This window comes from Allorhizobium sp. Av2, assembly GCF_021462805.2.
GTDB lineage: Bacteria > Pseudomonadota > Alphaproteobacteria > Rhizobiales > Rhizobiaceae > Allorhizobium > Allorhizobium vitis_G.
In genome coordinates, this window is the sequence record NZ_CP192697.1 from 1,261,238 (window position 1) to 1,280,626 (window position 19,389).

At 56.8% G+C, this 19,389-nt stretch carries 17 protein-coding genes; 10 read left to right on the forward strand and 7 right to left on the reverse strand.

Going from position 1 to position 19,389, the window contains the following annotated elements; translation table 11 throughout:
* The first annotated feature begins 94 nt into the window (after positions 1-94).
* Positions 95-355, forward strand: a complete 261-nt coding sequence (locus FS819_RS23540) for a PepSY domain-containing protein (RefSeq protein ID WP_156549647.1) — start codon at positions 95-97, stop codon at positions 353-355.
* Between the two features lie 252 nt (positions 356-607).
* Here the strand turns inward: FS819_RS23540 and FS819_RS23545 are convergent, their stop codons facing one another.
* From FS819_RS23545 to FS819_RS23555, 3 genes are all read right to left on the reverse strand, one after another.
* The gene (locus tag FS819_RS23545) at positions 608-1,330 is read right to left on the reverse strand and encodes a DUF1003 domain-containing protein (protein WP_234624687.1); all 723 of its coding nucleotides are present in this window, start codon (positions 1,328-1,330) and stop codon (positions 608-610) included.
* A 143-nt stretch (positions 1,331-1,473) separates the two neighbouring features.
* Positions 1,474-2,766: an L-rhamnose catabolism isomerase gene (gene rhaI / locus FS819_RS23550; protein ID WP_156549652.1), complete on the reverse strand. Its 1,293-nt coding sequence runs from the start codon at positions 2,764-2,766 to the stop codon at positions 1,474-1,476.
* Positions 2,767-2,805: 39 nt separating this feature from the next.
* Positions 2,806-4,917: a bifunctional rhamnulose-1-phosphate aldolase/short-chain dehydrogenase gene (locus tag FS819_RS23555; RefSeq protein WP_156549654.1), complete on the reverse strand. Its 2,112-nt coding sequence runs from the start codon at positions 4,915-4,917 to the stop codon at positions 2,806-2,808.
* Positions 4,918-5,117: 200 nt separating this feature from the next.
* Between FS819_RS23555 and FS819_RS23560 the strand changes: the two genes are divergently transcribed.
* The 9 genes from FS819_RS23560 to FS819_RS23600 all read left to right on the forward strand — a co-directional run bounded on the left by FS819_RS23560 (position 5,118) and on the right by FS819_RS23600 (position 15,548).
* A complete protein-coding gene (locus FS819_RS23560; RefSeq protein WP_012654477.1) occupies positions 5,118-5,930 on the forward strand; it encodes a DeoR/GlpR family DNA-binding transcription regulator in 813 nt (270 codons plus the stop codon).
* Positions 5,931-5,985: 55 nt separating this feature from the next.
* Positions 5,986-6,981: a rhamnose ABC transporter substrate-binding protein gene (gene rhaS, locus FS819_RS23565; protein WP_070149263.1), complete on the forward strand. Its 996-nt coding sequence runs from the start codon at positions 5,986-5,988 to the stop codon at positions 6,979-6,981.
* Positions 6,982-7,087: 106 nt separating this feature from the next.
* Positions 7,088-8,623, forward strand: a complete 1,536-nt coding sequence (locus tag FS819_RS23570) for a sugar ABC transporter ATP-binding protein (RefSeq protein ID WP_156549656.1) — start codon at positions 7,088-7,090, stop codon at positions 8,621-8,623.
* Between the two features lie 9 nt (positions 8,624-8,632).
* Positions 8,633-9,634, forward strand: a complete 1,002-nt coding sequence (locus tag FS819_RS23575; RefSeq protein WP_156549658.1) for an ABC transporter permease — start codon at positions 8,633-8,635, stop codon at positions 9,632-9,634.
* A gap of 2 nt (positions 9,635-9,636) precedes the next feature.
* Positions 9,637-10,644 carry an ABC transporter permease gene (locus FS819_RS23580; RefSeq protein WP_156540270.1) on the forward strand — a complete coding sequence of 336 codons (1,008 nt, stop codon included), beginning with the start codon at positions 9,637-9,639 and terminating at the stop codon, positions 10,642-10,644.
* A gap of 2 nt (positions 10,645-10,646) precedes the next feature.
* A complete protein-coding gene (rhaM, locus tag FS819_RS23585) occupies positions 10,647-10,970 on the forward strand; it encodes an L-rhamnose mutarotase (protein WP_156549660.1) in 324 nt (107 codons plus the stop codon).
* Positions 10,971-10,984: 14 nt separating this feature from the next.
* The gene (locus tag FS819_RS23590) at positions 10,985-12,391 is read left to right on the forward strand and encodes an FGGY-family carbohydrate kinase (RefSeq protein WP_156549662.1); all 1,407 of its coding nucleotides are present in this window, start codon (positions 10,985-10,987) and stop codon (positions 12,389-12,391) included.
* A 123-nt stretch (positions 12,392-12,514) separates the two neighbouring features.
* Positions 12,515-13,366 carry a fumarylacetoacetate hydrolase family protein gene (locus FS819_RS23595; protein WP_156549664.1) on the forward strand — a complete coding sequence of 284 codons (852 nt, stop codon included), beginning with the start codon at positions 12,515-12,517 and terminating at the stop codon, positions 13,364-13,366.
* A gap of 292 nt (positions 13,367-13,658) precedes the next feature.
* Positions 13,659-15,548, forward strand: a complete 1,890-nt coding sequence (locus FS819_RS23600; protein ID WP_156549666.1) for a putative bifunctional diguanylate cyclase/phosphodiesterase — start codon at positions 13,659-13,661, stop codon at positions 15,546-15,548.
* Here the strand turns inward: FS819_RS23600 and FS819_RS23605 are convergent.
* The 4 genes from FS819_RS23605 to FS819_RS23620 all read right to left on the reverse strand — a co-directional run bounded on the left by FS819_RS23605 (position 15,481) and on the right by FS819_RS23620 (position 19,378).
* Positions 15,481-16,257, reverse strand: coding sequence for an aspartate/glutamate racemase family protein (locus FS819_RS23605; protein ID WP_156549668.1), 777 nt, complete (start codon positions 16,255-16,257; stop codon positions 15,481-15,483). The two genes, FS819_RS23600 and FS819_RS23605, sit on opposite strands and share 68 nt — an antisense overlap.
* Before the next feature lie 25 nt (positions 16,258-16,282).
* Positions 16,283-17,101, reverse strand: coding sequence for an ABC transporter permease (locus FS819_RS23610; RefSeq protein ID WP_012654487.1), 819 nt, complete (start codon positions 17,099-17,101; stop codon positions 16,283-16,285).
* Between the two features lie 3 nt (positions 17,102-17,104).
* Positions 17,105-18,010, reverse strand: a complete 906-nt coding sequence (locus FS819_RS23615; RefSeq protein WP_156549670.1) for an ABC transporter permease — start codon at positions 18,008-18,010, stop codon at positions 17,105-17,107.
* A gap of 78 nt (positions 18,011-18,088) precedes the next feature.
* Complete coding sequence (locus FS819_RS23620; protein WP_156549672.1) at positions 18,089-19,378, reverse strand: ABC transporter substrate-binding protein; 1,290 nt, start codon at positions 19,376-19,378, stop codon at positions 18,089-18,091.
* Between the last annotated feature and the right edge of the window lie 11 nt (positions 19,379-19,389).

Genomic DNA, 19,389 nt, shown 5'->3' on the forward strand with positions numbered 1-19,389 from the left:
GTCGCGTCGATAAACGGCATTTTCTACGTTCGTTATCTGCGTGCGGCGACAGTTCCCCGAAGCAGTTGATGGGTTGGTAGACAGAAGGGTCGATATGAAGATTGTGCTGATTGCGTTGTCTATCACTCTGGCTCTGGTAGGCCCGATTCTGGCTGGGGAAAAATGCGCGGTGCCGCTGAAAGAATGGCAACCCCGAGAGAGTTTGCAGAGAAAGCTTGAAGGAGAGGGCTGGAATGTTCGCTCCATCAGGAGCGGCGACGGGTGCTATGAGGCCCACGCTGTCGATTCCAGCGGCAACGCCGTCGAAGCTTATTTCGATCCGAAAACGTTTAAGCCGATTGACCAGAAAGACTGAGCACTTTGATACGGTCATCTATTGCCCCATTCCATAGCGGAACCACAACGTTGGGCAAAAAAAGCGCCGCGTTTTGAGGCGCGGCGCTAAATCAATTCCCGAAGTCGAGGGGACTTCTTCGGGCGGCCACAGGTTGGGCGAATGGATCTCAGAATGGCAGAGGGGACGCCGGAGGAAGATCCATTCCCTGTGAGAAACAATGTAGAACCAGTTTCTTACCTTAATATTAAATAAATCTAATAAAATGGAGCCTCATATATCTTTTTTATAAATCCGTCCCTCAAGCAGGTCGATCTGTATCTGCTGCAACTCTGCCAAGCGCGCCCATTGATGGGCCATCTGGTGGTCGATCTTTTCATGCAATTGGCGGATTTCCAGTTCGGCGCGCAAGTTGATCATGTAATCGTTTTCCGCCCGCTGCCTATCCTTTTCCTCCTGGCGCTTCTGGCTCATCATGATGATTGGCGCCTGCATTGCGGCGACACAGGACAGTAGCAGATTCAGGAGGATGTAGGGATAGGGGTCGAAAGGCCGAAGAAATAGCCCGATAGAGTTGATTGCCATCCAGGTGACGAGGATGATGGAAAAGATGATGATGAATCGCCACGAACCGCCAAAAGAGGCGACGGCGTCCGAGGCGCGATCCCCAAACCGAAGCGGCCTTTCGTTCTCCGCCGCAGCGGTCTGAACCGTGGAAACATCGCGGCCAAGATCGGCGATCACGCGTCGGTCAAGGTCCGAAAGCTCACCGCGTTCTTCCTGAAGCAGTTTTTCGACCCGCTGGCGACGCAGTGCTGACAGGTCGTCGTCGCAGATCCGGGCATCGGCGGCCACGGGGCCGCATTGCGCCTCGATCAATTCTATCAACGAAGATCGCATCGAGTTGACGGCATGCAAATGCCTTGGCGGAACGGTTTTATGACAGAGGCAGCATTGATGCGACTGATGGCTGGACGCGGGAGAAATGTTGGACACGCAGGGCTCCGACAGAAAAGACCGGGCGCGACAAAATTGCCGCCCCAGCCCCCTGATGCATAGCTTCAAAATTCACGGGAAGCAAAGAGCCGTTTGTGAGCCTGTAACGTAGCGAATGCCCGTCATGTGCTATCGCGGTGTCCTTATACAATACCGCCAGAGCCGCCTTTGACCGCTGGCCGTTGCGCCGCGACCTTGGCACGGTAACCTGAGGCACGATAGGCCGCGACCGGGTCGATTGCGCCGCCGGCGTCCAGCCGAGCCTTTGCCAGGATCGGCTCCACATCGGTGCGATAGGCGCGTTTCAACGTTTCGGTGGCCATCAGCGCATCATTGTCGTTCTGATAGCCGTCCAGTGCGGCGCGATCCACCAGCAATGCCTGGGCATAGGCTCGGCGTATTTCGTTGGCGCTGGCAATCAGGCTTTCAATCGGATCGGTCACATTATGCGACTGGTCGATCATATGGGCGGGGTGGAAGCCTTCGACGCCGCGATACTGCGCATCCACCAGCTCGTTGAACACCAGAAATAGGCGGTAAGGTTCGATGGAACCGGCGTCCAGATCGTCGTCGCCATATTTCGAGTCGTTGAAGTGGAAGCCTCCCAGTTTACCGAACTGGATTAGCCGCGCCACGATCATTTCAATATTGGTATTGGGCGCGTGGTGGCCAAGATCGACAAGGCACTGTGCCTTCGGCCCCAGCGTCTGGGCAATCAGGTAGTTGGTGCCCCAATCCTGAACGATGGTGGAATAGAAGGCCGGTTCATACATCTTGTGTTCGGAAAATAGCCGCCAATCATCCGGCAGCGTTTTGTAGATCTCGGCCATTGAGGCGAGGTAACGCTCGAATGATTTGGTGAAATTGCTCTGGCCGGGGAAGTTGGAGCCGTCGCCGACCCAGACGGTCAGGGCTTTCGAGCCAAGCTGATCGCCAAGTTCGATGCATTCGATATTATGCTCGATGGCTTGTTGCCGGGTTGCGGCATCGACATGGCTGAGCGACCCGTATTTGTAGGAATGGGCCTGATCGGCGGCGTCTGAAAACGTGTTGGAATTCATGGCGTCGAAGCCGAGGCCCAGGGTGGCGGCCTTGGCCGTCAGCTCTTTCGGATCGGCCTTGTCCCAGGGGATATGCAATGAGACTTTTGGTGTAGCGCGGGTTAATTGTTGGATGACGCCGCAATCGTCTAGCTTGTCGAAGATGTGACGCGGTTCGCCCAATCCGGGAAAGCGGGCAAAGCGTGTGCCGCCCGTGCCGACCCCCCAGGAGGGGACGGCAACGAAAAACTCGGAAACGGATTTGGTGACGGCGTCGATGTCGATATTGCTGCGCGCCAGCTTTTCACCAAGCGCGCTATAGTCCGACGTCAGGGCGCTTGCCCGCTTGTCATTGTCTACGGCAACCGCGTCCGCAGTGATGTTCAGGTCTGTCATGCTTTCCTCCCGGGGATGCATTGGTTTTTTGCCAGAGGTTTAGCGGGTAAAGCTCTGGGCGTTGCCTGCATCGACATTGATGATATTGCCGGTCGATTTTGCCGAGGCATCTGAAGCCAGGAAGTAGATGGCTTGGGCAATATCTTCGGGAAACACGTTCAGCTTCAGCATCGAACGCTTGCGGTAATGTTCCTCGAGATCGTCCACCTCGATCTTGGAGGATGCCGCGCGCTGTTCTCGCCATTCGCCGTTCCAGATTTTTGAGCCGCGCAGCACGGCATCCGGATTGACGGTGTTGACGCGGATACCGGCATCGGCGCCTTCCAGCGCCAGGCAGCGGGCAAGATGAATTTCCGCCGCCTTGGCCGTGCAATAGGCCGAGGCATTGGGGGAGGAGGCAAGACCGTTTTTCGAGGCGACAAACACCACATTGCCACCCAATGCCTGCCGGCGGAACAGCCGGAAGGCTTCCCGCGACACCAGGAAGTAGCCGGTGGCGAGAATGTCGATATTCTTGTTCCACATGGCAAGCGTGGTTTCTTCGACGGGTGCAGACGAGGCAATACCGGCATTCGATACCAGAATATCCACCCCGCCGAATTCGACACTGGCCTCAGCAAAGGCGCTGATCACGGCATCTTCGCGGGTGACATCCAGTAGGACGGAGCGGACGGCATCGCCGCCAAGGCGTTTGGTGAAATCAGCTGTCGTGTCGGAAAGTGCGGCAGCGTCGATGTCAGCCAATACAACGCAAGCCCCTTCAGCAACCAGCCGCTCCGCTGTCGCTCTGCCGATGCCACCAGCACCACCAGTGACGAAAGCGACCTTTCCGGCCAGGCTTTTCGGCTTGGGCATGCGTTGCAGCTTTGCTTCTTCCAGCAGCCAATATTCGATATCGAAGGCTTCCTGTTCCGGTAGGCCCTGATACTCCGACACGGTCGATGCGCCACGCATGACATTGATGGCATTGACGTAGAATTCACCGGCGATCCGCGCCGTTGCCTTGTCCTTGGCGAAAGACAACATGCCGACACCCGGAATGAGGAAGATCACCGGATTGGGATCACGGATTTTCGGAGAATTGTCGTGTTTGCAGCTCTCATAATAGCTGTTGTAATCAGCACGATAGGCCTCAAGGGCGGCATCGAGACCGGCAAGCACTGCATCCACATCCGGCTGACCCGGATTGAAATCAACGATCAGCGGACGGATTTTGGTGCGCAAGAAATGATCAGGGCATGAGGTGCCCAGCGCGCCGAGTGGCTGGAGATGATTGGAATTGACGAATTCCAGCACGGCATCCTGATCGTCGAAATGACCAAGCTTGCGCTCCGCCTTGCCAATCCGTCCGCGAATTTCCGGCATCAGCCTTGCGGCAATGGCGCGACGTTCGGCGGACGGCAGGCTTTGCGTCGCCGCACCACCGAAAATCACCTTGCCTTCGGTTTCGCGCGCAAACCACTGGATGGCCTTGTTGATGATATCAAGCGTCAGTTCGTAGCAGGCCTTGGCGTCATTATCCCAGGTGAACAGGCCATGGCTTTCCAGCACGACGCCCTTGGCCTGCGGATTGGCCTTGACGAAGGCTTCCAGATCAAGCCCAAGCTGAAAGCCAGGGCGGCGCCAGGGCAACCAGCCGATCTCGTCGCCAAAGATCACCTTTGTCAGGTCTTTCGAGTTCTTCGACGCGGCAATCGCGATGATCGCATCCGGATGCATGTGATCGACATGGGTGAACGGAACGAAACCATGCAGTGGCGTATCGATGGATGCCGCGCGCGGATTGAGATTGAAAGTGCAATGAGGGAGAAAACCGACCATGCGGTCTTCATCGTGAACGCCCTGGTAAATGCCTTTCAGCGCCTCAAGCTTGTCCTGGTAAAGCGTTGCGAAACCGTCGAGTTTGATGGTGCCGACATCGCCGCCAGAACCCTTGACCCACAAAACCTTGACCGTCTGGCCGGTGAGCGGATCGGTCTCCATGACCTTGGCCGAGGTGTTGCCGCCACCATAGTTGGTAATGCGCTTGTCGGCGCCAAGCAGGTTGGACCGGTAGAGCAGCTTGCCTGCCTCATCCAGCGTTTCGGCGTAGACATCATCCCAGCGATTGTCGAGAAGGCGCGGTTGGCCCGCTGCGGTTTGGCCCGTCATGGAAGTCCTCCCAAATGTGATTTTAAGGCCCGCCATATCGGCGAGCGCTCCATCCTGTTATGGGTATCGCGCAAATTTATCGCTCGTGTCAATCATAAACGATCATAAATGTTCATTGTGCGTTGCAATATAATCTATTTTGATCGTTTTTGATTGACATGTTCAATCTGTTAAGCCTAAAACACGCCAAGGAGGACCCCATGCACGAACGCGAACGCCATCGCATTATTCTCAGCGCCATCCAGGAAAAGCCTGTGGTGACGGTGCAGGATATTGCCGAATTGACGGATGCGTCCGAAGCAACCATCCGGCGCGACATTGCATCGCTGCATGTCCAGGGGAAATTACGCCGGGTGCGGGGTGGGGCAGAAGCGGTACATCCTCCGCAGCAAGGCAATCTGGCCGCCCGACCGTTCAGGGTTTCGGAATCGGTCAATATCGATAAGAAACGCGCAATTGCGCGCGCCGCTGTTGAACTCTGCGAGGAAGGTGACTCGATCATCATCAATGGTGGAACCACCACCTTTCAGATGGTGCATTTCATGTCAGCGCGTCGCTTGCAGGTGATGACCAATTCCTTTGCGATTGCCGAGCATCTGGTCAAGCATTCGAAATGCACGATCAACGTGCCGGGCGGCGCGATCTACCGGGATCAAAGCCTGATTCTGTCGCCTTTCGAAAATGATGCGATCCGCAATTTCTATGCTCGCCGGATGTTCATCGGTGCGCAGGGCATTTCGGCGCTGGGCGTGATGGAGCCGGATGCGCTGGTGATCCAGAGCGAGCAACGGCTGATGCGCCAGGCCGATGAGCTGATTGTCATGGTCGATTCGACGAAATTCACGCGGCGGTCCAGCATGATTTTATGCGGGCTGGATGCGGTCTCAACCATCATCACCGATGACGGCGTGCCTGAAGAGGCGGCCCATATGGTGGAGGCGGCTGGAATAAAGCTTTTGACGGTCCGGGCTTCGACCTCGGCCGACAGGGAGGACGCCCCTTCGGTCGCTTGAGGAAGCGATACGCCGTTTGGGGGATAACGGTTTTAACATCTGGGAGGATAACAACATGAAAATTTCAAGACGATTGTTCGGGGCGGCAGCGATTGCCTTCGTGACGACGGCTGGCATGGCGCATGCCGCCGATATGAAGATTGCCATCGTGGTGAAGTCGCTCGGCAACGGTTTCTTCGAGGCGGCCAACAAGGGCGCGGAAGAGGCGGCCAAGGAACTGGGTGGCGTCAAGATCATCTATACCGGCCCGACCACGACGACTGCCGAAGGCCAGATCGAGGTGATCAATTCCCTGATCGCCCAGGGCGTCGATGCCATCGCCATTTCCGCCAATGATCCGGATGCCGTGGTTCCTGCCCTGAAGAAAGCTGCCCAACGTGGCATCAAGGTGATTTCCTGGGATTCCGGCGTGGCGCCTGCTGGCCGTATCATGCATCTCAACCCGTCTTCGAACGAGCTGATCGGCAAGATGTGCCTGAAACTGGCTGCCGACCATCTGGCTGATGGCAAGGGCGATTTCGCCATCCTGTCGGCAACCACGACCTCGACCAACCAGAATATCTGGATTGCCGAGATGAAGAAGCAGTTGAAGGATTTCCCCGGCCTCAACCTCACCACCACAGTCTATGGAGATGACCTTGCCGACAAGAGTTATCGTGAAGCCAATGGCATTCTGACCTCGCATCCAAATGTGAAGGTTATCGTTGCTCCGACCACGGTCGGCGTCTTGGCTGCCTCGCAGGCCGTGAAGGATGCTGGCAAGATCGGTCAGGTCTATGTGACCGGGCTTGGCCTGCCGTCTGAAATGGCTGGCGCAATCAAGTCCGGTGCCACCAAGGAATTTGCGATCTGGAACCCCATCGATCTCGGCTATTCGGCCACCCAGATCGCCTATCATCTGGTGAAAGGTGACGCGACCGGCAAGCCCGGCAGCGAGGTTCCGGCTGGACGAATGGGTAAGATCAAGATCGGTGACAATGGTGAGGCAGCGATGGCCGATCCCTTCGTCTACGATGCCAAGAATATCGATCAGTTCTCAAAAATCTTCTGATCCAGCAGTCCTCTATCTTGAAGTCTAAGGCAATCGAACCCGGCGGCAGCTGCCGCCGGGAACCCTTATCCGTTCCTGGTCTTTTTGGCCTGATCTGGTGCAATCGATGATGAGTGTCCAAACCACAAAGCTTGATGCAGTACCGCTCGGTGATCGCGCACCGATACTGGAGATGCGCGGCATTTCGCAGATCTTTCCGGGTGTGAAGGCGCTGGATGGTGTGACTATCGCCCTTTATCCTGGCGAGGTGACGGCACTGATCGGCGAAAATGGTGCCGGTAAATCGACGCTGGTCAAAATCCTCACCGGTATTTACCGGCCCAATGAGGGGGAAATCGTCATCGATGGTTCGCCGCTAACCTTCGCCAATGCCCAGGCTGCCATCGATGCGGGCGTGACGGCCATCCATCAGGAAACGGTGCTGTTTGACGAGTTGAGCGTTGCGGAAAACATCTTCCTCGGCCATGCGCCGAAAACCCGTTTCGGCTTCATCGACTGGAACGGCATCAACACCAAAGCCAGGGCGCTGATGGATCGGCTGGAAAGCAAGATCGATCCAACCATTAAATTGAAGGATCTCTCCATCGCCCAGCGGCATCTGGTGGCGATTGCGCGCGCACTTTCGGTTGAAGCGCGGATCGTTATCATGGACGAGCCGACGGCGGCCCTGTCACGTAGGGAAATCGATGATCTGTTTCGCATCGTTGAAGGGCTGAAGCGGGAAGGCAAAGCGATCCTGTTTATCAGTCACAAATTCGATGAAGTCTATGAAATCGCCGAGAATTACGCGGTGTTCCGCGATGGAAGAATGGTCGGGTCCGGCCTGCTGCAACAGACGCCGCAGGATGAGATCGTCCGCTTGATGGTCGGCCGCGATGTGCATGACGCTTTTCCAAAAATCGACGTTGCCATCGGCGCTCCGGTGCTTTCTGTCTCGCAGTATTGCCATGAAACCGAGTTTCGCGACATTTCCTTTCAATTGCGCAAGGGCGAGATTCTTGGCGTTTACGGGTTGATCGGTGCGGGCCGTTCCGAACTGTGCCAGTCGCTGTTTGGCATTACCCGCCCAGCCTCGGGAACTGTGACGCTGGAGGGCAAGGTGGTCGATATCCGCTCGCCTGCGGATGCCATTGCCGCTGGCATCGTCTATGTGCCGGAAGAGCGCGGGCGCCATGGGGTGGCGCTGCAAATGCCGATTTACCAGAATATGTCGCTGCCTTCTCTGGCGCGGGTTTCAGCGCGTGGTTTTCTCAAGGCCGTCAGCGAATTCGCTCTGGCGCGCTATTATGCCGAGCGGCTGGACCTGCGGGCGGCGGCGCTGTCCGTACCGGTTGGCACGCTATCGGGGGGCAATCAGCAGAAAGTTGTGATCGGCAAATGGCTGGCCACCAAGCCGAAGGTCATCATTCTCGATGAGCCGACCAAGGGGATCGATATCGGCTCCAAGGCGGCCGTGCATGGCTTTATCTCCGAACTCGCGGCAGAGGGCCTGTCGATCATCATGATTTCCTCCGAACTGCCGGAGATCCTTGGCATGTCCGACCGGGTGATGGTGATGCGGGAGGGATTGCAGGCTGGAATTTTTGAGCGGGAGGCGCTGACACCGGAAGTTCTGGTGCGGGCCGCCACCGGCAATGCGTGAGGTGTGACAATGAAAAGCCTGCTGAAACACCGCGAGATCGCATTGGGTGTTATTATCCTGTTGCTGATCGCCGGGTTCTCCACCCGGGCAGACGGATTTGCCTCGCCAGGCAATCTGGCGACGATCTTTAACGATACGTCTATCCTGATCATTCTGGCGCTGGCGCAGATGACTGTGATCCTCACCAAATCAATCGATCTGTCGGTTGCCGCCAATCTGGCCTTTTCCGGCATGGCGGTGGCGATGCTGGATTCGAACTTTCCCGGCATGCCGCTGGTTCTGCTGCTTGCGGCGGCGGTGCTGATCGGGGCGGCACTTGGCGCTGTTAATGGCTATCTCGTTTGGCTATTGCAGATCCCGCCCATCGTCGTGACGTTGGGTACGCTGACGATCTATCGCGGCATGGCTTTCGTGCTGTCTGGCGGGGCCTGGGTGAACGCCCATCAGATGACGCCGGATTTCCTCAATCTGCCGCGCATTGTTATCATGGGGCTTCCGGTCCTGGCATGGATGGCAGTGATCGTGGTCATTGCCATGGCTGTCGTGCTGGGGCGTACCACCTTTGGCCGCGCCGCCTATGCCGCCGGCGGGAATGCGACGGCTGCGGTTTATGCCGGCATCGACATCGGTTGGACGCGATTTCTGGCCTTCGTTTTGTCCGGCGGACTTGCTGGCCTCTGCGGCTATCTCTGGGTGTCGCGCTATGCGGTTGCCTATGTGGATATTGCCAGTGGTTTTGAATTGGACAGCGTCGCGGCCTGCGTTATCGGCGGCATTTCGATTGCCGGTGGCATCGGCTCGGTCGCTGGCACCGTTCTGGGGGCTTTGTTTCTGGGCGTTATCAAGAATGCATTGCCAGTCATCGGCATTTCACCCTTCGCCCAGATGGCAATATCCGGTGTGGTGATTGTTTTGGCCGTGGTGTTCAACGCCCGGGCTGAACGCAGAAAGGGCCGGATCATCCTGCGGGATAGGGCCGCGGGCAGTACGGTTCAGGAGGTTACGGCATGACAATGGCACCTGTTGAACAAACCCCGGCCAAGCGCCGCATTCCCGACAAGCTAGGCACCCCGATACGCCGCCTGCTGGCCAGCTGGGAAGTGCTGTTGTTGGGTGTCGCAGTGGCGATTTTCATCGCCAACGCGCTGGCCTCCCCTTATTTTTTGGATGCCTGGAACCTGTCGGACGCCACCTTCAATTTCACTGAAAAGGCGATGATTGCCTTTGCCATGGCATTGCTGGTGATTGCCGGTGAGATCGACCTCTCGGTCGCTGCGATCATTGCTCTGGCCTCGACGGCCATGGGCGCCGCAGCCCAACTGGGTGTCGGCACGCCCGGCCTGGTGATGATTGGTATCGGCGTTGGACTGTTATGCGGGGTGTTCAATGGCGTGCTGGTTGCCGGGCTGAAACTGCCCTCCATCGTCGTCACCATCGGCACGATGAGCCTGTTTCGCGGCATTTCCTATATCGTGCTTGGCGATCAGGCCTATGGAAAATACCCGGAAAGCTTCGCCTATTTCGGCCAGGGCTATGTGGCCTGGGTGTTTTCCTTCGAATTCGTCCTCTTCCTTGTGCTGGCTGCGCTGTTTGCGGTGCTGCTGCATGCCACCAATTTTGGACGACAGGTCTATGTGATCGGCAATAATCCGCTGGCGGCGCGATTTTCAGGCATTCCGGTCGACCGGGTCAAATTCATCCTGTTTTTGCTGACCGGATTGATGAGTGGCATTGCTGCCGTTTGCCTCACCTCCCGGCTGGGCTCGACACGGCCATCCATTGCCCAAGGATGGGAATTGGAAGCCGTCACCATGGTGGTGCTGGGCGGCGTATCGATTGTCGGTGGGGCTGGCACGATTGGCGGAGTGGTCATTGCAGCCTTCGTCATGGGGCTGGTGACCTTTGGGCTGGGGCTGTTGAATGTGCCGGGCATCGTTATGTCGATCTTCATCGGCTTGTTGCTGATCATCACCATCGCCCTGCCAATTCTGGCGCGACGGATGCGGGATATGAGGACATGAGCATGGCAGAGACAGAAAAATATGCCTTCAAGATGCAGCTCCATCCAGGCATGGAGGCCGAATATAAAAAGAGGCATGATGCAATCTGGCCGGAACTGGTGGCTCTGTTGCATGAGGCTGGCGTTAGTGATTATTCCATCCACCTCGACCGGGAAACAAACACGCTCTTCGGCCTACTGACCCGTCACAAAAGCCATGGCATGGCCGCACTGCCTGAGCACCCGGTGATGCAGCGCTGGTGGGCGCATATGGGTGATATCATGGCGACCAATCCGGATGGATCGCCGGTCGCTGTCGATCTCGTGCCGGTATTTTACATGTCATGAGTGTTTTATATGCCATGAGCAGGATATCCGAAACCGTCGCCGTCATCGATATTGGCAAGACCAATGCCAAGGTTGTCGTCTTGCAGGCCTCGACGGGCTTGGAACTCGGCTGTCGGCGTATGCCAAATATAGTTGTCGGGGAGGGGCCTTATCCGCATTTCGATACGGATACGCTGTGGTCATTTATCCTGAACGCCTTGAAAGCCTTCGCTGCCGGGCCGGGTTTCGATGCAATTTCCATCACCACCCATGGCGCAAGTGCTGCCTTGCTTGACGGTGACGATGAACTGGCAATGCCGGTGCTGGATTACGAATACCGCTATCCTGAAGCTATCACTCTTGCCTATGATGCTTTGCGGCCGAGTTTTGATGAAACATTTTCACCGCTCCTGCCGGGCGGTCTCAATCTCGGCGCCCAGTTGCATTACCAGAAAACCGGCTTTCCCGCGCTTTTTGCCAGGGTTGCGACCATTGTCACCTATCCGCAATATTGGGCTTTCAGGCTGACCGGCGTGGCGGCGAATGAGGCAACCTCGCTGGGATGCCATACGGATTTATGGAGACCACAGCAGGGTTGTTATTCAAGTCTGGTCGAGCGACTAGAGCTTGGTCCATATCTCGCTCCCTTGCGCTCGGCTTTCGACGTTTTGGGGGATGTCACGCAATCTGTGGCCGAACAGATAGGGCTCTTCCGCCCTGTTCCGGTCTATTGTGGCATTCATGACAGCAATGCCTCGCTGCTGCCGCATCTGTTGCGGCGTGAAAAACCTTTCGCTGTGGTTTCCACCGGCACCTGGATCATTGGGTTTGCGGTCGGCAGCACGGTCGCGCATCTCGATCCGGTTCGCGATACCTTGGCCAATGTCGATGCGCATGGCCAGGCCGTACCCTCGTGCCGCTATATGGGCGGACGGGAATTCGAAATATTGATCCAGGGATTGGAGGCCCCGGATGAGGCTGAGATCGAGCGCGCGGCGGGGCAGGTAATAAGCGGTGATGTCATGCGCCTGCCAAGCGTGGTCGAGGGCTCCGGTCCTTATCCGACCCGAAACGGTGGATGGACGGTGGTGCCGGAAGGTGCGGCACAGCTCTATGCAGCGGCGAGCCTTTATACGGCGATGATGACGGCATCGTCGCTGTCGTTGATCAGTGCGACAGGCCCTGTTCTCGTCGAAGGGCCGTTTGCCAAAAACTGGCTCTACCTTCGTGCTCTTGCCGCATGTACCGGGCGTGAGGTTGTGGTGGCTGAAGGTGGAACGCCGACGGGGACGGCGGAAGGGGCCGCGCTGTTGACAGGCATGTCAGTGCCGATGCCGGGCGAGATCCATGTCGGCCCGGATCAGCTTGATTTGAAAACGTATTTTCAGGATTTTCAGGAACGGTGCAGCTTTGTTTTTCCCGAAGCCTCCACGCCAACGTGAAGTGCGGACGATTTTACCCGCTTGGTTTGTGTTTGTCGGCTTGTTAGACATACGGTGATGGTGGCGTGTTCCGATAGGAACCAGTCTCATCGTTATTTCAGCATGCAGATCGGAGACATCCTCATGAAATTCGTCAGTTTTACCCGGCTTGGCCGGGCCGGATTCGGCGCGGTGGTCGGCGGTGGCATCGTCGATCTTACCGGTCGTCTCAGCTATGATTGCCTGACCCTGAAACAGGCGATCCTGGATGATCTCCTGGAAATCGCCGCCGACTATGCCGGAGACCGCAAACCGGAACTGGCATTTTCGGATGTTACTCTGCTGCCGGTCATTCCTGACCCGGCCAAGATTTTGTGCATCGGCGTCAACTATGTCGCCCATCGGGAAGAAACCAAGCGGCCTGAAGTTGGTCATCCAACCGTTTTCATTCGCTTTGCCGATAGCCAGATTGGCCATGGCCAGCCGATGATCAAGCCAAGCCAGTCGGATTGCCTCGATTTCGAAGCCGAGCTTGCTGTGGTGATCGGGCGCGGTGGACGGGATATCGCCGAGGAAGATGCCATGCAGCATATTGCCGGTTATTCCTGCTATCATGACGGTTCGGTGCGCGACTGGCAGCGCCACAGTTCACAATTTGCGCCGGGCAAGAATTTTCCAGCGACTGGCGCTTTCGGTCCGGCTCTGGTGACAGCGGATGAGGTGGAGGATTATACGCAGCTTTCCATCACGGGGCGCCTGAACGGCGAGATCGTTCAGCAGGCGACATTGGCCGATCTGATCTTCTCCATTCCTGCGCTGATTGCTTATCTTTCCGCCTTCACCCCCTTGTCGGCAGGCGATGTAATCGTCACCGGAACGCCTGGTGGCGTTGGCGAGAGACGCGAGCCGCCCTTGTACATGAAGCCGGGCGATGTGTTTGAAGTGGATATTCCTGGTGTTGGCTTGCTGGTCAACCCGGTGATTGGCGCGCTTTAAGGCGATAGCCTTTTCTGGGCGGGCTTTCTTGCGCCCGTCCAGAATGGCCCTTTGCGGGGGAGCATTTGCCGTCTGGACGTGCCGCGATTGAGCGCCCATGCCATGTTTTCCGGTCCACAAAATGGAACGGAATTTTTTTCAATTTGTAAATCATCGTTAGAACAGGGCCGGGAGCCGCGCTTTCCAGCCAGCTTTTCTACGCTACATCATGTATTAAAGAAAGTTCGAATGTTTGTAACTGCCCCTTAATTCCTATTGGTTAAGCTAGGTCAGTGAAAGGGAATGGGGAAACATGTTGATCAAGCTGCAAAACAGGATCTTGGAAAAGATCGCCAGAGGCGACCCCTTGGCAGAGACCGTTGATTTCCTCTGTCGCTCTGTTGAGGCGCTGATTGGTGATATTGTCTGTTCTGTTTTGACATTGGACGATATGGGGCGCCTTCAGCATCTTGCCGGTCCGTCCATTCCAGAGCATTATTCCCAGGCGATCAATGGTTTGGCCTGCGGTGAAGGTGTCGGTTCTTGCGGCACGGCGGCGTTTCGTGGTCGCCCTGTCCTGGTGACCGACATTGAGAACGATCCGTTCTGGGCTGAATTCAAGGGGCTTGCTTTACCACTGGGTTTTCTGGCGTGCTGGTCGACGCCGATTATTTCCGATGGCCGGGTATTGGGAACCTTCGCCTTCTATTTCCGCCAAAAGCGCGGTCCGAGCGAAATCGAAGAAGGCATTGTTTCTGCCTGCGTGCATCTTTGCGCAATCGGCTTGGAGCGCGAGTTGCGGGTGAAGGAGCGCAGACGGCTTGCCTATACCGACGTGCTGACGGGATTGCCAAATCGCACGGGCTTCAATGAAGCTGTGATCAATGAAGATGTGGAGCGCAATCCCTGGGGATTGCTGCTGGTGGATCTCGATAATCTCAAGCAGGTCAACGATACATTCGGCCACCAGGCCGGTGATGATCTGATCCGTACCGTTGGCATGCGCTTGAAAGCAATGACGGATTGCGACACCGCATTCCGGCTCGGTGGAGACGAGTTTGCTCTGATCGTTCGCGGGGTCGATTGTGTAGATCTCGGCTACCATGCGGCTCATGTCCTGGCTGTCCTGAAGGAACCCTGCATCTGCGCGGGCCAGACGGTTTATCCATCTGGAACCATTGGCGGAGCGGTTGCGCGTCATGGGCAGAGCGTTGATGATGTACGCCAGAATGCCGATTTCGCTCTTTATGAAGCCAAGGAACGCTGCCGAGGGCAGTTTGTTGAATATTCGGTCGGTTCTGTTTCGACGATAGCCCGCCGGTTTCGCTCTTTCCAGCAGGTCAGCGAAGCATTGCGGGAACATCGGATCGAGACCTATTATCAGCCGGTGGTCGATCTTGCTTCTGGCTCCCTTGTCGGATTTGAGGCTCTCAGCCGGCTTGCCAGCCGTAACGGCGATATCATTTCCGCCTCGCATTTTCATGAAGCGACCAGCGATGTTCGTCTGGCCCGGGCATTGACGGCTTGCGTGTTGGAAAATGTGGCGCGGGATGCGCGCGATTGGCTGGACAGCGGACTTGAATTCGGCCGTATCGGTTTGAATGTATCGGCAGGCGATTTTCTGGACGGCTCCCTGACCGAGCGAATTGTCGGCGCAATGGACAGGGCTGGTGTCGGGGTAGATCGCATTGTCGTTGAATTGACGGAGTCGATTTATCTCGGCAGTCGCGAGCGCAATGTCGTAGACCAGATCAAGCAATTGCGTCAGGCGGGCATGCTTGTGGCTCTCGACGATTTCGGCACCGGTTTTGCGTCCTTGACGCATCTTCTGACCGTTCCGCTCGATATTATCAAAATCGATCGCTCTTTCATTGCCCGGTTGCTGGAGGAAGAGCCTGCATCGGTCATCGTCGGCGGGTTATTGTCTATTTCCGACCGTTTGAATTTTCGCGTCATCGCGGAGGGTATCGAAACACAGGAGCAGCGTGATTTGCTTTTGAGGCTGGGATGTGAAGAGGGGCAGGGCTATCTCTTTTCCAAGGCGGTGGATCGCAAGGAAGCGGCAGCCATGTTGCGACGCAAGTCTCTCGGTCAACGTCCATCGTCATTGCGCAGCTCTTTAAATGCACGCTTTTTCAATGACCTATCTGTCGATTCTCGTCAGCTTTGTCTGCCGATAAAACAGCCGGCTCGAACGCTTTAAGCAAACCGAGATAGGGCTTGTTGATGGGCGTGGCATAGGCATTGTTTTTAGCTGTCCGCAGTCCGAGGGAAATCAGGGCCTCCGCCTGCTTGACGGCACAAGCAACGCCATCGATGACCGGAATGCCGAATTCCTCGCTCAAGGCTTCCGTCAAATCGGCCATACCGGCACATCCGAGAATGATGGCTTCCGCATCGTCTTGCGCCAGCGCTCTGGCAATCTCCGCTCGCAGCCGCTCCCGTGCGTTCGAGGATGGATCTTCCAGAGAGAGAACCGGAATATCGGCGGCGCGCACTTTGCAGCGGTCGGATGCGCCATAACGGCGAACGAGATGTTCGATCGGTAACCGAGACCGTTCCATGGTCGTTACCACACTGAACTTCCGGGCAATGAAGCTGACCGTCGCAATCGCTGCCTCACAAATGCCGATGACGGGGATATTGGCCAATGCACGAGCGGCATCAAGGCCAGTATCATCGAAACAGGCGATAATGGCTGCATCTGCGCCCTGTTTCTCTCCGTCGGCGAGTTCCATCAGCAGGCCGGGAACAGCCAGCGCCTCGTCATAATAACCCTCGATAGAAACCGGGCCCATCTGCGAGGTGCGCGGCAGGATTTCGGTGCCTGCATGGGCAACGCGGCGGGCCGCGTCCGCGGCCGTCGCTGTCATGCTTGCAGTTGTATTGGGATTGATAAGCAGAATGCGCATGAAAATCCGATCGGGGGTTGCCCACTCAGGCATGGCCACGAGGCCGGCTGACCCGGCGAATGAGGAAAATCGTCAGGGCAATGACCAGGAAGGAAAACACCGTTGTCACCGTACCCAGCGCATAGAGAACCGGTGTGGTCACATTGGTCGTCATGCCATAAATTTCCAGTGGCAGGGTGTTGAAGCTGCCTGATGTCATCAGCGTTCTCGCGAATTCGTCGTAGGAGAGCGAGAATCCAAACAGGCCGACACCGATCAGGCTGGGCGCGATCATCGGCAGCAACACGTAGCGAAAGGTTTGCCAGGAGGATGCGCCAAGGTCGCGGGCGGCCTCTTCATAGGCGGGTGAAAAGCGGTTGAAGACAGCGAACATGATCAACACACCGAAGGGCAGGGTCCAGGTCAAATGCGCGCCGAAGGCGGAACTGTACCAGTTGGGCTGGAAGCCCAATTGCTGGAAGACGACCCCAATGCCGAGCGAAATAATGATCGAGGGAACGACAAGGCTGGCAACGGCCAGATAGAATAACACGGTCGCCCCATGGAATTTGCGGCGAAACGCCAGACCTGCCAGCAGCGACACCAGCACGGTGACCACCATTACCATCAACCCAAGCGTAATCGAGCGTTTGATGGCGCCGCCAAAATCGCCAACTGCCTGGGTTTCGAACAGATTGGCGAACCAATGCAGCGAGACACCATTGAGCGGAAAGGTCAGTCCACCATTTTCTCCCTGAAAAGACAGGATCAGGATCGCTGAGAGCGGGCCATAGAGAAACAGCACGAAGAGCGCAAAGAATATAGCGAGCAGATAGAATTCGCGGCTGCGTTTTTCCCGGACCATGGCTCAAAGCTCCTTGCGGATATCGACGATGCGCAAGATCCCCGCGACCATCAGCAGGACGAGGATCAGCAGCACCACGGCATTGGCGGCGGCGGCTGGATATTGCAGCAGTGACATCTGGTTCTTCATGATCAGCGCCACCGAGGCGCTCTGGCCACCGGACATCACTTGCACCGTCGAAAAATCGGCCATGGTCAAGGTGACGACGAAAATCGTGCCGATAGCCATGCCGGGCTTGGCGAGCGGCAGAATAACATTGGTGAGGATTTGCAGACTGGAAGCGCCCGCGTCCCTTGCGGCTTCCACCAGCGCCTTGTCGATCCGCATCAACGTATTGAAGATCGGCGTGACCATGAACAGGGTGTAGAGATGCACCATGGCCAGCACCACGGCAAAGTCGGAATAAAGCAACCACTCCAGCGGCTGGGGAATGATGCCGGTGCCAACCAGCGCCTGGTTTACCAAGCCATTGCGGCCCAAAACCGGAATCCAGGAGATCATCCGGATGATGTTCGACGTCAGGAACGGTACGGTGCAGACAAGAAAAAGCACGCTCTGCATGGCAGCGCTGCGGATGTGAAAAGCCAGGAAATAGGCGACCCAGAAACCGATGAACAGCGTCAGAAGCCAGACAATGCCTGCAAATTTCAGCGTGTTCAGATAGGTTTTCCAGGTGACCCAGGAGCCAAGCGTTTCGGTATAGTTGAAGGTGACAAAACCGGGATACATCTGGGCGAAGTCATAATCCCAAAAGCTGACAATGACGATCATCAGGATCGGCAACAGCAGGAAGCCACCGAGGATAAGCGCCAGGGGTGCGGCCTGGAGATAGGCCGTCAGCCAGGCAGGCACGCGGATATCGCGCTTTGGCTTCGGCTCGCCGACGCCTATAAACCGCACTGTTGCCATGGCTCGTCTCCCTTTTGTCTTCGGGGCTGCTGTGTGTCTTCCCCGCGAACGGGGAAGACATGGTTTCTATTGATATGATCAGGCGGCGATGAACTCGTTCCAGCGGCGAACCATGTAGCGGTCCTCGTCCATGACGGAGTTCCAGCAGGCAACCTTGCCCATGCGCTCTTCGAAGGAGCCGCCGTCGCGCACGGCGCCAGCCTTTTCCATCACCTTGCCTTCAGGAGACATGATGTCGCCCTGGGCGGGCTTGCCTTCGATCCAGTAGCCCCATTCATCTGCGGACATGAAGTTCTTGGCGGTTTCCATGCAGGCAGAGTAATAGCCCTGGCGGTTCAGGTAGCCGCCAACCCAGCCGGACGTGTACCAGTTGATATATTCATAGGCCGCATCGAGCTGCGCGCCCTTCAGATGCGCCGCAAGACCCAGCCCGCCGCCCCAGGCGCGGTAGCCTTCCTTCAGCGGTTGATATTTGCAGGCGATGCCTTTGGAGCGGACAGCGGCCACGGCTGGCGACCACATGGACTGGATGACGACTTCGCCTGAGGCCATCAGGTTGACGCTTTCATCGAAGCTCTTCCAGAAGGCGCGGAACTGGCCACTCTGCTTGGCCTTGATCAGGAAATCGATGGTCTTGTCGATCTCGGCCTTGGTCATGTTGCCCTTGTCGGCATATTTGATATTGCCCATGGCTTCCATGATCATCGCGGCATCCATGATGCCGATCGATGGAATGTTGAGGATCGAGGTCTTGCCCTTGAACGCTGGGTCCATGATATCGGCCCAGCTGGTGATGTCGCGGCCAACGAGATCGGGGCGAATGCCAAGCGTGTCGGCGTTGTAGATGGTCGGTACCATCGTCATCCACTCGGTCGGGGCCTTGGCGAAGGCTTTCGCGCCGGGCTTTTCGACGAAGCCGACGGTATGCGGGGCTGTACCCTGGGCAATGACGCTTTCCGGCTTCAGCTTGCCGTTGATGAACAGCGGTACGATCTTGTCGTAATATTTGAGCTTCTTGACTTCCATCGGTTGAAGTACGCCTGATGGGAAGACCTTCTTGGCAATCCAGTATTCGACATCGGCAATGTCATAGGAGTTCGGCTGGGTCACGGCGCGCTGGGCGGCGGCGTCGGAATCCGTCGCGGTCATTTCCAGGGTGATGCCGAGGTCGGCCTTGCACTTTTCGGCGATGGCATTGATGTTTGAAACGCCGGTGCCAAATTGACGAAGAGTGATCTTGGTCTGCGCCCAGATGGTCGGAAAACCGGTGATGGCGCCGGACCCGGCGGCAAGACCCGCTGCCGCTGCCCCTGTCTTCAAAAGCGAACGGCGGGTTACACTGGCTTTTGGCTTTTTAGTATCAGTCATGGAAGTTCTCC